Origin of the sequence: Pseudomonas kitaguniensis, assembly GCF_009296165.1 — a bacterium.
GTDB classification, from domain to species: Bacteria; Pseudomonadota; Gammaproteobacteria; order Pseudomonadales; family Pseudomonadaceae; genus Aquipseudomonas; species Aquipseudomonas kitaguniensis.
This window is the reverse complement of sequence record NZ_VUAZ01000122.1, coordinates 1-12,639: the sequence shown is the minus strand read 5'-3', so window position 1 is coordinate 12,639 and position 12,639 is coordinate 1. Positions and strand designations below refer to the sequence as shown.

The window sequence follows — 12,639 nt, the reverse complement described above, 5'->3', positions numbered from 1 at the left end:
CAAAAAAGAGGGGATTATTCCGCTGGCAAGCGTCGCCGAGAACATCAATATCAGTGCACGTGGCAGCCATTCCGCGTTTGGCTGGCTGTTGCGTGAGGGCTGGGAGAAGCGCAACGCCGACCAGCAAATTCAGGCGATGAAAGTCAAAACGCCGAACGCGCAACAAAAAATCATGTACCTGTCGGGCGGCAACCAGCAAAAGGCCATTCTCGGTCGCTGGCTGTCGATGCCGATGAAAGTGTTGCTGTTGGACGAACCCACGCGCGGCATCGACATCGGCGCCAAGTCGGAGATCTACCAAATCATTCATAACCTGGCGGCCAGCGGCATTGCGGTGATCGTGGTGTCCAGCGACTTGATGGAAGTGATGGGCATCTCCGACCGCATTCTGGTGATGAGTGAAGGCGCCCTGACCGGCGAGTTGAACCGCGATCAAGCGGATGAAGCACGGCTATTGCAATTGGCACTTCCGCGTACGCGGGCTTGAAGAATTCGAGGTGAATGATGTCGCAAATAAAAACTACAAAAAGCGTTTGGTCGGGTTTTAACCAGCGCAAGTTTCTTGATGATTGGGTGATGTTGCTCGCCGCGTTGGGCATCTTCGTGCTCAGCGCAGTGTTTATCGACAACTTCCTCTCACCGCTGAACATGCGCGGCCTTGGCCTGGCTATTTCAACGGTGGGCATCGCCGCCTGCACCATGTTGTTTTGCCTGGCGTCGGGGCACTTCGACTTGTCGGTAGGCTCGGTCATTGCCTGCTCCGGCGTAGTGGCGGGCATTGTTATTCGCGACACCGACAGCGTGGTGCTCGGCGTCTCGGCGGCGTTGGCCATGGGCCTGGTGGTGGGGCTGATCAACGGCATCGTGATTGCCAAGCTGCGCATTAATGCGTTGATCGCGACCTTGGCGACCATGCAGATCGTACGAGGCCTGGCCTACATCTTCTCCAACGGCAAAGCCGTTGGCGTGATGGACGAGCGGTTCTTCGTGTTCGGCAACGGCCAACTGCTGGGCGTGCCGGTGCCGATTATCATCACCGTGCTGTGCTTCATGTTCTTCGGCTGGCTGCTCAACTACACCACCTACGGGCGCAACACCATGGCCATCGGCGGTAACCAGGAAGCGGCGTTGCTCGCCGGGGTGAATGTCGACCGCACCAAGATCATCATTTTTGCCGTGCACGGTTTGATCGGTGCCTTGGCCGGGGTGATCCTCGCCTCGCGCATGACCTCGGGCCAGCCGATGATCGGCCAGGGCTTTGAGCTGACGGTGATCTCGGCTTGCGTGCTCGGCGGGGTGTCGCTGAGCGGCGGCATCGGCATGATCCGCCATGTGATCGCCGGGGTGCTGATTCTGGCGATCATCGAGAACGCGATGAACCTGAAGAATATCGACACCTTTTACCAGTACGTGATCCGCGGTTCGATCCTGTTGCTGGCGGTGATCATCGACCGCATGAAGCAGCGCTAACAAGAACACCACAGTCCCTTGTGGGAGGGGGCTTGCTCCCGATGGCGGTCTATCAGAGACAGATGTGCACACTGACACACCGCTATCGGGAGCAAGCCCCCTCCCACATTAGGATCTGCGCTGTATTGAGGTTCGGTATTTGCCATAATGGCGCCGTTTTCGTACTTCCCAATAGGCTCGATATGCAGGAAAACGCCCACATCCCCGTCAAAGACGCCGCGCCCACCGGCACCCAAACCCTGCTGCGTGGCCTGGGCGTGGTGCAAGCGGTGGCGGCGGGTGCGCGCGATCTGAAAGAGATTGCCCGGCGCATCGGCACCACCCGCAGCACCACCCACCGCTTGGCCAGTTGCCTGGTGGATGAGCGTTATTTGCGCGTGGTGCCGCAAGTCGGTTACCTGCTCGGGCCGAAGCTGATCGAGCTGGGGTTTCAGGCGCGCGATGAGTTGCCGCTGGTGACCTTGGCCATCCCGTATCTGGATGAGCTTTCAGCGCTGACCGGCGACACCATCCACTTGGCGATTCGCGAATACGACGACGTGCTCTACCTGCACAAAAATCCCGGCCGTAATGGCCCGGAAATGCGCTCGCGGGTTGGCCATCGCATGCCGCTGGCGCGTACCGGTATCGGCAAGGCGTTGCTGTTGGATGATTCGGTTGAGGAGTGGCAGCGGCTGTACGACGTCAGCCTGCCTGCGGGCGGAAAAAGCCTGCAGTGGCCGCAGCACCCGGAGCAATCGTGGGCGCAGTTCGAGCAGCGCATGCGCGAATACGCAGAGGGCGGGTATGCGTTCGATCTGGAAGACAACGAACCGTCGATCCGTTGTGTGGCAGCACCGGTGCGCGATGCCAGCCGGCGAATCGTCGCCGGCATCAGCATCGCCAGTACCGTGCCCTACATGCCGCTGAGCAAAATGGCCGAGCTGATCCCCGTGATCAAACAGGTCGCAGCCCGGCTGTCGGCGGAGTTGGGCGCGAAGGCCTGATCAGGCCTTCAAGGTCGCCATGTCGATGACAAAGCGGTACTTCACATCGCCGGCGATCATGCGGGTGTAAGCCTCGTTGATCTCGCGGATGTCGAGCATTTCGATGTCGCAGGTGATGCCGTGCTCGGCGCAGAAATCCAGGACTTCCTGGGTTTCTGCAATGCCACCGATCAAGGAGCCTGCCAACACTTTACGGCCCAATACCAGCTTGGCAGCGTTGACCGGCGGGTCTACCGGCTCGATCAAACCGACCAGAATATGCACGCCGTCAAAGCGCAGCACGTCGAGGTAGGGGTTCAGGTCGTGCTGCACCGGAATGGTGTCCAGCAGGAAGTCGAAATACCCGGCAGCATCGCGCATTTGCTCGGCGTTGGTCGACACGATCACGTGATCGGCGCCCTGGCGCATGCCTTCTTCAGCCTTGCTCGCGGAGCGCGTGAACAGCGTGACTTCAGCGCCCATGGCCTTGGCAAACTTGATGCCCATGTGGCCCAGGCCACCCATGCCGAGGATGCCGACTTTATCGCCAGGCTTCACGCCGTAGTGCTTGAGCGGCGAGTAAGTGGTGATGCCCGCGCACAGGATCGGCGCAGCGCTGGCCAGGTCGAGCTTGGCCGGGATCTTCACCACGAAGTGTTCGCTGACCACGATGCTGTCGGAGTAGCCGCCCATGGTGTTGCTGCCATCCACACGGTCCGGGGTGGCGTAGGTCATGGTCGGGCCTTCGAGGCAATATTGCTCAAGGTCCGCGTGGCAGGCGTCGCACGTGCGGCATGAGTCAACCATGCAGCCTACGCCGACCAGGTCGCCGATTTTGTGCGCGGTGACGTTGGCGCCGACGGCGGTAACTTTGCCGACAATTTCGTGGCCGGGCATCAGCGGGTATACAGCGATGCCCCACTCGTTGCGCGCCTGGTGAATGTCGGAGTGGCACACGCCGCAGTACATGATTTCGATGGCCACGTCATCGGCGCGCGGGCTGCGGCGTTCGAACGACATGGGGGCGAGGGGAGTGGTAGCCGACTTGGCGGCATAACCGATGGCGGTATACATGGGGAAACCTCGCAAATGAAAATGATCACAGAGGCGGTGCATTCTCCGCGCCGAGGGTGGATGCGGCCATGGCGATTGCTCCGAGTCTCATGCCTAAAGCTCCGAAGGGCAGCCAAAAGTGTCAAGCCTTAAGCTGCAAGCTATACACTGAGCGCGCTCCCTGCAGCTTGAAGCTTTAAGCTTGCAGGCGCTGCGATTTGAAAACTTACGAGAACTGCTTTTATGTTGTTGACCCGCCATCTCGACGCCAACGCCACCCTGGTTTCCTTGGTCAAGGGGCTTACGCCTCGCGACGGGTTTTCCCCGACCAGCCTGCCGGGGGTTCAAGTTTTGCGCGCCAGTTGCAACGTCGCCCGTGGGCCGCAGATTTACGAACCCAGCCTGATGATCATCGCCCAAGGCAGTAAAGTGGCGTATTTGGGCCAGCGCACGCTGGAGTATGGCGCGGGGCATTACTTGATCCAGGCGATGCCGGTGCCCTTTGAGTGCGAGACTTTTGCCATGCCTAATGCTCCGCTGTATGGCGTGGCGGTGGGGATTGACCGCGCGGTGCTGGGCGAATTGGTCATGGCGATGGGCATTCAGGCAGGCCCGCCGCCCGCAGCGCAGACCCTTGAATCGATGAGCTCGGTGGTGCTCGACAATGCCATGCGCGGCTGCGTGGAGCGGCTGTTGCAGTGCCTGCACGATCCGCTGGAAAGCCGGATCATGGGCCCGGCGCGGGTGCGCGAATTGTTGTTCACCGCCTTGCGCGGGCCACAGGCGGATGTGCTGCGTGCATTGGTGGAGCAGCAGGGGCAGTTTTCGCGCATCGCCACCTCGTTGAACCACCTGCACGCGCATTACGCCGAGCCGTTGAACATCGAAACCCTCGCGGGTTATGCGCACATGAGTGCATCGACCTTTCACGAGCATTTCAAGCGCTGCACCTTGTTGTCGCCGGTGCAGTACCTCAAGCGTTTGCGTTTGCTCAAGGCGCAGAAGTTATTGTTGGCAGAAAGCATGAGCGTGGCACAGGCGGCACACAGCGTCGGGTACCAGAGTACGTCGCAGTTCAGCCGCGAATACAAACGTTACTTCCTGCGCAACCCCGGCGAAGAGCGCGCTGCTTAGGCGCCGCCTGCCTAAACAGGGCCTGACCGCGCTGACGTATTTAGCCCGCTGGAAAGACCGTCTCGTGGCATTAAATGATGGGGTACCGCTGTTGCGCGCTATTGAACAGCTATTTCAGCCGGTTTTTTTTGATGAAATAGCCAGCGTACGCTACAAGCGCATACCGCCATCATTCCAATAAAAATCCAGGCGCCGCTGTTTTCCATAACATAGGCAATGATTGGCATGGTTATTAGCATCAAAAGTTTGCCGAAGGTTGATAGCATTGATAAATAGGTTGATCTTAAGTGTGAGGGTGAGCGTTGAATGATTGCGGCTAATCCTAAGGCGCTTAATAAACTGACTGAAAAAAAGCAGGTGACCAAGTACGGGATGGATAAGAAGGTGTAGTCAGCGCTCAATATCATTAATGTGATTGATAGCGCTATAGACAGCAAAGCAATGCGATCTAAAGCTTCACTCTCATGCAGAGATTGCACGAGTTTACCCGAAAGCGCCTGTGCCATCAAAATGGCGAAAAATACAAACCCTAAAATCGTAGAGTGAGAAAAAATAGTCGATGTGTAGGTGACCAAGGGCTGCCAGAATTGTATTAAAGACTGTAGAGATACTCCATATGCCAGCACCCAAAGCACTAACAATCTATTGACCTTTGAGTCTTGCCCTAGCAGGCCTGATACCTCTGAAAAAAATACGCTTAGGGAGAGGGGTGAGGATTTCTGCGACTTCACATCTTTGGGCAGATACAGTGAAACTGTCCAGACTCCGAGCATTAGGCCGCCTGCGACGAACCATGCCAGGCGTTCATTGAGGTTGTACAAAAAAACGCCGCATAGTGAAAAAATACCCATGAAGAAAAATTGATTTTTCTGATAACTCGCTAGAATTTTCGCTGCTGTTGATCCAGGTTTTTCTCTCTGGCTTGCATCAAATAAATAGGCACTGAAGGTGCCTGAAATCAGGCCAAGTGAAAGCGCATTAAAGAATTCAGCCACGATAAAGCCCATAAACGTGTGGCTCAATCCTGTCGTTATCAACCAGATCGCAGCGCAGAATAGACTGAGCGAAATCGAGAATTTTCGGCTGTATCTATCCGATAGATATGACAGCGGTATGTCGATAAAAACAATAACCACTGCTTGAAAAGACTTGAGTAAACCAATCTCTGTCAGCGACACGCCTTTGCCCAGCAAGTAAATGACTGAAAAGGCGCCTATCAGCATTCTCACGCATGCTGCCGCTATGCCTACGAAGTGAATCAGAAATATAGAGGTCGGCATGCTGTGCACTCAGCGTTTTGAGAGAAATCTTGAATTTCAACTTTCAGTGTTTGGTCATGTAATCCAACTCTTTGATTAAACGATGGTAAGCTTCCTGGAAGTAGGAGGAGCCGTCAGTAGAGATGTCATTAAGGTATCCCGCGCTAATAAATGGAATAGAGTTTTTTATGCAGTAGGCGTTTATTGTGGAAAGTAGAGAAGGCTGGCGATTCTGCGGATATAACAAATAAATCTCTGGCAGATCATTTATCCAAGCTGGAATGTTTGTCAATGGACATGTCTGTTTATACAATTTTACAGGTGGCGTTTGTTGCGCTATGATTTTTTGAAAGTGCAGAGTTTTTTTGCTCCAACATCCGCCTACTTCTTATTTTAGATATGCTTGTTAAATGTTTTGAGTTGTTTGTGTATGTAAAATTTATGTGTGCGTTGTTACGATTTTATTAATAAATATTTAATATTTTATGGCGAATTTTTGAATCTAATGACGGGAGGAGGGCTGACGTTAGGTGATGAGATGATTAGGTGATGCGAAATTGACCGTTGTCGTCGCCTACTCATGAATCTAACAAAATGATCTGTATTTGATCGATGCAGGGCACAAAAAAAAGGCTCCCATTCGGGAGCCTTTTGTTTAACCACCAGCCTTACATATTCGGGTAGGTCGGCCCGCCCGAGCCTTCCGGTGTTACCCACGTGATGTTCTGCGAAGGGTCCTTGATGTCACAGGTCTTGCAGTGCACGCAGTTCTGGGCGTTGATCTGGAAGCGCTTCTCGCCGTCTTCCTTGGTGACCACTTCATACACACCGGCCGGGCAGTAGCGCTGCGCCGGTTCATCATAAAGCGGCAAGTTGGTGCCGATCGGGATGCTCGGGTCTTTCAACTTCAAGTGGCACGGTTGCTCTTCTTCGTGGTTGGTGCCGGAGATGAACACCGAACTCAGCTTGTCGAAGCTCAGCTTGCCGTCAGGTTTGGGGTAGTTGATCTTCTGGCTGTCTTTGGCCAGCTTGAGGCACGCGTAATCCGGCTTGGTGTCGTGCAGAGTAAACGGCATTTTGCCGCCGAGGATGTTCTGGTCGAACCAGTTGAAACCACCGCCGATGATCGCGCCGAACTTGTGCACGGCCGGGCCGAAATTGCGGCTGGCGAACAGTTCTTCGTAGAGCCAGCTGGCTTTGAAGCTGTCGACGTAATGGGTCAGTTCATCACCGCCTTCGGAGTCTGCAAGCAGGCGGTCGGCCACGGCGTCGGCGGCGAGCATGCCGGACTTCATCGCGGTGTGGCTGCCTTTGATCTTGGCGAAGTTCAGGGTGCCGAGGTCGCAACCGATCAGCGCGCCGCCGTTGAAGACCATCTTCGGCAGCGAGTTCAGGCCGCCTTTGCAGATGGCACGGGCGCCATAGCTGATGCGCTTGCCGCCTTCCAGGTATTGGGCCAGCACCGGGTGATGCTTGAGGCGCTGGAACTCATCGAACGGCGACAAAAAGGTGTTGCTGTAGGACAGGTCGACGATCAGGCCGACCACCACCTGGTTGTTTTCCAGGTGATACAGGAACGAGCCACCGGTGTTTTCGTTGCCCATGATGTCCAGCGGCCAACCGGCGGTGTGCACCACCAGGCCGGGTTGGTGCTTGGCTGGGTCGATTTCCCAGATTTCCTTCAGGCCGATGCCGTAGTGTTGGGCGTCTGCGTCGCTGGCGAGGTTGAAGCGCTCGATCAGTTGCTTGCCGATGTGCCCACGGCAACCTTCGGCGAACAGCGTGTACTTGCCGCGCAGTTCCATGCCGGGGGTATACAGGCCTTCTTTTGGATTGCCTTCGCGGTCGACGCCGAGGTCGCCGGTGATGATCCCGCGCACCACGCCGTTCTCGTCGAACAAGGCTTCCTGGGCGGCGAAGCCCGGGTAAATTTCGACGCCGAGGTTCTCGGCCTGCTGGGCCAGCCAGCGGCACAGGTTGCCCAGGGAAATAATGTAGTTGCCTTCGTTGTGCATGGTCTTGGGCACAAAAAACTCAGGCACCTTGGTGAAGGCGTCAGCGCTGCGCAGTACATAAATGTCATCGCGCACCACGGGCGTGTTGAGCGGGGCGCCGAGTGCTTGCCAGTCCGGGAACAGTTCGTTCAGGGCGCGCGGTTCAAACACGGCACCGGAGAGGATGTGTGCGCCGACTTCGGAGCCTTTCTCGACCACGCAGACGCTGATTTCTTTACCGGCTTCGGCGGCCTTCTGCTTCAGTCGGCAGGCGGCAGACAGGCCTGCCGGGCCAGCGCCGACGATGACCACGTCGAATTCCATGTATTCGCGTTCCACAGGCTATCTCCTACTCAAGGCTCAACAGGCTTTTTTTCTAATGGGTGGAGGTTCGGTGTTGTGTCCGTCATCGCTGCATCCGGGGCAGGCGATGACCCACCTTTCTCTCTAGGTGGAGCATTATATCTACACCACTGTCAGCGTCCAATACAAACGTTTGTTTGAATTGGCCGCAGGCTAGGTAAATCAAAGCAACGCGGCTTATGACGGGCTATTTTGGCGTATTGACCAGAATAGGCGTTCCGGTCAATATACGGTCGGTTTTGCGCATACCGTAGGCATACCGCAGGTTTCAAGAGCACGTCCAAAAGCACGGCAATGGCAAAACAGGTCACGCGCGTTTAATTGATGGCGCGCAGTTTACACGCCGCGATAAAGAATGACCTCTCAGTCACCACTGACGAACGGTCATCACTTCCCGTGAGCAAGGCCACCCGCCGCGGTTTTTTTGGAGGTGCCCTTGTGTGCCGATGAGCATCAACCGCCAGGTTCGCCTAGGCGACTTTCTTTTCACCGGAGAGTAACGAGGAATCCATGAAGGTTCTTGTAGCTGTCAAACGCGTTGTCGATTACAACGTGAAAGTTCGCGTCAAGGCGGACAATTCCGGCGTCGACCTCGCTAACGTCAAGATGTCGATGAACCCTTTCTGCGAAATCGCTGTGGAAGAAGCCGTACGCCTGAAAGAGAAAGGCGTGGCGACTGAAATCGTCGTGGTTTCCATCGGCCCTGCCACTGCTCAAGAGCAGTTGCGTACCGCCTTGGCATTGGGCGCCGACCGCGCCATCCTGGTTGAGTCCGCTGAAGAACTGACCTCACTGGCCGTGGCCAAGTTGCTCAAAGCGGTTGTCGACAAGGAACAGCCTCAGCTGGTGATCCTTGGCAAACAAGCGATCGACAGCGACAACAACCAGACCGGCCAAATGCTGGCTGCACTGACCGGTTACGGCCAGGGCACCTTCGCGTCGAAAGTTGAAGTGAGCGGCGACAGCGTGGCGGTGACCCGTGAAATCGACGGCGGCGCGCAGACAGTTTCGCTGAAACTGCCGGCCATCGTCACCACCGACCTGCGTTTGAACGAGCCGCGCTACGCGTCCCTGCCAAACATCATGAAAGCCAAGAAGAAGCCTCTCGAAATGCTGACTCCGGATGCTTTGGGCGTTTCCACCGCCTCCACCAACAAGACCGTAAAAGTTGAAGCGCCGGCTGCACGCAGCGCAGGCATCAAGGTCAAGTCGGTGGCTGAACTGGTCGAGAAACTGAAAAACGAAGCGAAGGTGATCTAATCATGACTATCCTCGTAATCGCCGAACACGATAACAAGGTGCTGGCCCCGGCCACCCTGAACACCGTGGCCGCTGCCGCTAAAATCGGCGGCGACATCCACGTGCTGGTTGCTGGCCAAGATGTTGGCGCCGTGGCTGACGCCGCTGCAAAAATTGCCGGTGTGAGCAAAGTACTGGCCGCCGACAACGCCGCCTACGCTCACCAGTTGCCGGAAAACGTTGCCCCGCTGGTAGCAGAGTTGGGTGCTGGCTACAGCCACATTCTGGCTGCCGCTACCTCCAACGGCAAAAACATCCTGCCACGCGTTGCTGCGCAGTTGGACGTTGACCAGATCTCCGAGATCGTTTCGGTAGAAAGCGCTGACACCTTCAAGCGCCCAATCTACGCCGGTAACGCGATTGCCACCGTGCAATCGACTGCCGCGATCAAAGTCATCACCGTGCGTGCTACCGGTTTCGACCCGGTTGCCGCTGAAGGTGGTTCGGCTGCCGTTGAAGCCGTCGCCGCTGCCCACGACGCTGGCACTTCCAGCTTTGTCGGCGAAGAGCTGGCCAAGTCGGACCGACCTGAGCTGACCGCTGCCAAGATCGTCGTCTCCGGCGGGCGTGGCATGCAGAACGGTGACAACTTCAAGCACCTGTACGCCCTGGCCGACAAGCTGGGCGCTGCGGTCGGCGCTTCGCGTGCTGCCGTCGACGCAGGTTTTGTACCCAACGACATGCAGGTCGGCCAGACCGGCAAAATCGTTGCGCCACAGCTGTACATCGCCGTCGGTATTTCCGGCGCGATCCAGCACTTGGCCGGCATGAAAGACTCCAAAGTGATCGTCGCGATCAACAAGGACGAAGAAGCGCCGATCTTCCAGGTAGCCGATTACGGCCTGGTGGCGGACTTGTTCGAAGCCGTTCCTGAGTTGGAGAAGCTGGTCTAATCCAGTCGCTTCACTTATAAAGAGCCCGGTCTTTGGACCGGGCTTTTTTTTGCACACTTTTTTGATTTCGGGAGAGACCGCCATGCAACTGCGCCCGTGGGCCGTACTGCTGGGCCTCACGCTGCTGCCAAGCGTTACGCTGGCCGCCGGCAAATGTGAGCGCCTGGTGATCACCGGCAGCCCCGACGCGCCGCCGCTGTTGTGGCGTGACCCGCAAGACCCGACGCACCTGATCGGCGCCACTGCGGATGTGTTGCAACAAATTGCCAGCGAGCTCGGGTTGAAAATCGACCTGCTTTACGGCGGCAAACGCTCCCTGGCGCTGGATGAAGTGCGCAGCGGGCGCATGGATATTCTCGCCGATGCGCCGCTGAACCTCGGCGAGCTGGACACCCTCGACTACATTCACCCGGCGCTGATGCAGATTGATTACCGGGTATGGACCCGCAAGGATTCGCCGTTGGCCTACACCACGGCCGCCGACCTGCATGGGCATAAGGGCGCGGTCTCGGAGCGTGCCCGCTTGAGTGCCGATTTTGAAACCTTTGCCAGCCAGCAGTTGAGCCTGCAACGCCTGCCCAGCTTGACGCCGGCCTTTCAGAAACTGCTGCTGGGGGAGGTCGACTACGTGCTGGCCGGGCGTTATTCCGGCATGGCCATGGCCCAGACGCTGGGCATGAGCAACGACCTGATCGCGCGCGACGTGCCGGTCGATCAGCCCGGTTTGTACCTGGCGATTTCGCACAACTCGGCCTGCAACGATCCGTGGCTGCGCGGACAGTTGGCGAAAAAGATGACAGAATTGCACGCGTCCGGTGTGGCGCAAGCGGCAACGCAGCGCAACCTCGAGCGCTGGAAGGCGCAATTGCAGCAACCCGTCGGCACCCCAGCAAAGTAAGGATTTACAGTGACTCTTCGACCTCTTTTCGCGGCCCTCGCCGTTGTCGCTCTGGCGGGATGTGCAGCCGATCCTGCGCCGAATGAACAAGTACGCCTGACCCAGCAAGCGCTGGAGCAAGCCAACGCGGTGGGTGCCAGCACCGACGAATCGCCTGAACTGAAGCTGGCCGAAGACAAGTTCGCCAAGGCCAAGGCCGACATGGCCGACCAATCCTACAAGCACGCGCGCATGCAGGCCGAACAAGCCGAGTTGGACGCGCGCCTCGCCGAAGCCCAAGTGCTGACCCGCAAGAGCCAGGAACAACTCAACGTGCTCAACACGCGCATCACTCGCCTGCGCAAGCAATTGCAGTTGGGAGAAGCGCAATGAGCCCGATCATGCGTGGTGTGAGCTGTGCTGTGCTGTTGGGCAGCGCGGCGTTGGGCGGTTGCGCCAGCCAGCCGAACAGTGAGCAAGCGTTGCAGCAGGCCGGCAGTGATTTTCAGAAGGTCAAGGAAGACGCCAACGTGCTGCGTTTCGCGCCCAAGGATGTGATTCGCGCCGGTGAGTCGCTGGCGCGTGCCGACCGGCTGTCGAGCTATTGGGGCAGCGGCGCCGACGTGGTGCATTACGCCTACCTGAGCCAGCGTTACAGTGCGATTGCCCGCGAACATACCCAGCAGGGCTTGAATGCAGAGCGCGGCAGCCAGCTCGAACTGGAGCGTCAGCGCCTGCAACTGGCCCTGCGTGAAAACAAGCTGGCCAGTGTGCAACAGCAGGGCAAATGGCTCGAAGACCAAATCGCCAGCCTGACCACCACACAAACCGATCGCGGCCTGGTGATGACGCTGGGCGATGTGTTGTTCGACTCCGGTGAAGCGCAGTTGCAAAACTCGGCCAACCGCACCGTGTTGAAAATCGTGCAGTTCCTGCAACTCAACCCCAAGCGCGTGGTGCGCATCGAGGGCTACACCGACAACACCGGTGGCGAGCAGGAAAACCTCAAACTGTCACGTGACCGCGCACAGTCTGTGGCCGACGTGCTGATGGACCTGGGGGTCGACGATAAGCGCATTCAGGTCGAAGGTTATGGCGACCAATACCCGGTAGAAGCCAACGCCTCCGAACGTGGCCGCGCGCAGAACCGCCGCGTCGAAATCGTCTTCTCCGACGCCAAAGGCCAGCTCGGCGCCGCCCGCTAACAGCCTGCCCGTTACGCGCCCTGTGCAGGGATCATGCAGGGCTCATCCAAGGCTCATCCAGGACCTGTGCAGGGCTTATGCAGGACAAAATTCAGGGCTGGTGCAGAAAAACTGTGGGAGGGGGCTT

At 57.5% G+C, this 12,639-nt stretch carries 12 protein-coding genes; 9 read left to right on the top strand and 3 right to left on the bottom strand.

What is annotated here, in order from left to right:
* The 3 genes from F0169_RS19640 to F0169_RS19630 all read left to right on the top strand — a co-directional run.
* Positions 1-487: ATP-binding cassette domain-containing protein (locus F0169_RS19640; RefSeq protein WP_152747391.1), on the top strand; the 487-nt coding region annotated here is incomplete at its 5' end.
* A 17-nt stretch (positions 488-504) separates the two neighbouring features.
* Positions 505-1,470: an L-arabinose ABC transporter permease AraH gene (gene araH / locus F0169_RS19635; protein WP_058412362.1), complete on the top strand. Its 966-nt coding sequence runs from the start codon at positions 505-507 to the stop codon at positions 1,468-1,470.
* Between the two features lie 182 nt (positions 1,471-1,652).
* Positions 1,653-2,456 carry an IclR family transcriptional regulator gene (locus F0169_RS19630; RefSeq protein ID WP_152747390.1) on the top strand — a complete coding sequence of 268 codons (804 nt, stop codon included), beginning with the start codon at positions 1,653-1,655 and terminating at the stop codon, positions 2,454-2,456.
* Here the strand turns inward: F0169_RS19630 and F0169_RS19625 are convergent, their stop codons facing one another.
* Positions 2,457-3,509 (bottom strand): NAD(P)-dependent alcohol dehydrogenase, encoded by a 1,053-nt coding sequence (locus tag F0169_RS19625; protein WP_058412327.1) that lies wholly within the window; start codon positions 3,507-3,509, stop codon positions 2,457-2,459.
* Between the two features lie 222 nt (positions 3,510-3,731).
* On the opposite strand from F0169_RS19625, the gene F0169_RS19620 reads away from it, so the two are divergent.
* Positions 3,732-4,622: an AraC family transcriptional regulator gene (locus F0169_RS19620; RefSeq protein ID WP_058412326.1), complete on the top strand. Its 891-nt coding sequence runs from the start codon at positions 3,732-3,734 to the stop codon at positions 4,620-4,622.
* Positions 4,623-4,720: 98 nt separating this feature from the next.
* On the opposite strand, the gene F0169_RS19615 is transcribed toward F0169_RS19620, so the two are convergent.
* Together F0169_RS19615 and F0169_RS19610 are read right to left on the bottom strand one after the other, a co-directional pair.
* Positions 4,721-5,902 carry an MFS transporter gene (locus F0169_RS19615; RefSeq protein ID WP_152747389.1) on the bottom strand — a complete coding sequence of 394 codons (1,182 nt, stop codon included), beginning with the start codon at positions 5,900-5,902 and terminating at the stop codon, positions 4,721-4,723.
* Positions 5,903-6,549: 647 nt separating this feature from the next.
* On the bottom strand, positions 6,550-8,214 hold the full coding sequence (locus F0169_RS19610) for a 4Fe-4S dicluster domain-containing protein (RefSeq protein ID WP_172979487.1): 1,665 nt from the start codon (positions 8,212-8,214) through the stop codon (positions 6,550-6,552).
* Positions 8,215-8,748: 534 nt separating this feature from the next.
* On the opposite strand from F0169_RS19610, the gene F0169_RS19605 reads away from it, so the two are divergent.
* The 5 genes from F0169_RS19605 (at position 8,749) to F0169_RS19585 (ending at position 12,512) form a co-directional block, all read left to right on the top strand.
* Positions 8,749-9,498 carry an electron transfer flavoprotein subunit beta/FixA family protein gene (locus F0169_RS19605; RefSeq protein ID WP_152747388.1) on the top strand — a complete coding sequence of 250 codons (750 nt, stop codon included), beginning with the start codon at positions 8,749-8,751 and terminating at the stop codon, positions 9,496-9,498.
* A gap of 2 nt (positions 9,499-9,500) precedes the next feature.
* A complete protein-coding gene (locus F0169_RS19600) occupies positions 9,501-10,430 on the top strand; it encodes an electron transfer flavoprotein subunit alpha/FixB family protein (protein WP_152747387.1) in 930 nt (309 codons plus the stop codon).
* An 82-nt stretch (positions 10,431-10,512) separates the two neighbouring features.
* Positions 10,513-11,328, top strand: coding sequence for a substrate-binding periplasmic protein (locus F0169_RS19595; RefSeq protein ID WP_152747386.1), 816 nt, complete (start codon positions 10,513-10,515; stop codon positions 11,326-11,328).
* Between the two features lie 9 nt (positions 11,329-11,337).
* A complete protein-coding gene (locus F0169_RS19590; protein ID WP_058412320.1) occupies positions 11,338-11,700 on the top strand; it encodes a DUF4398 domain-containing protein in 363 nt (120 codons plus the stop codon).
* Positions 11,697-12,512, top strand: a complete 816-nt coding sequence (locus F0169_RS19585; protein WP_152747385.1) for an OmpA family protein — start codon at positions 11,697-11,699, stop codon at positions 12,510-12,512. The genes F0169_RS19590 and F0169_RS19585 overlap by 4 nt, the downstream gene beginning before the upstream one ends.
* Positions 12,513-12,639: the final 127 nt, after the last annotated feature.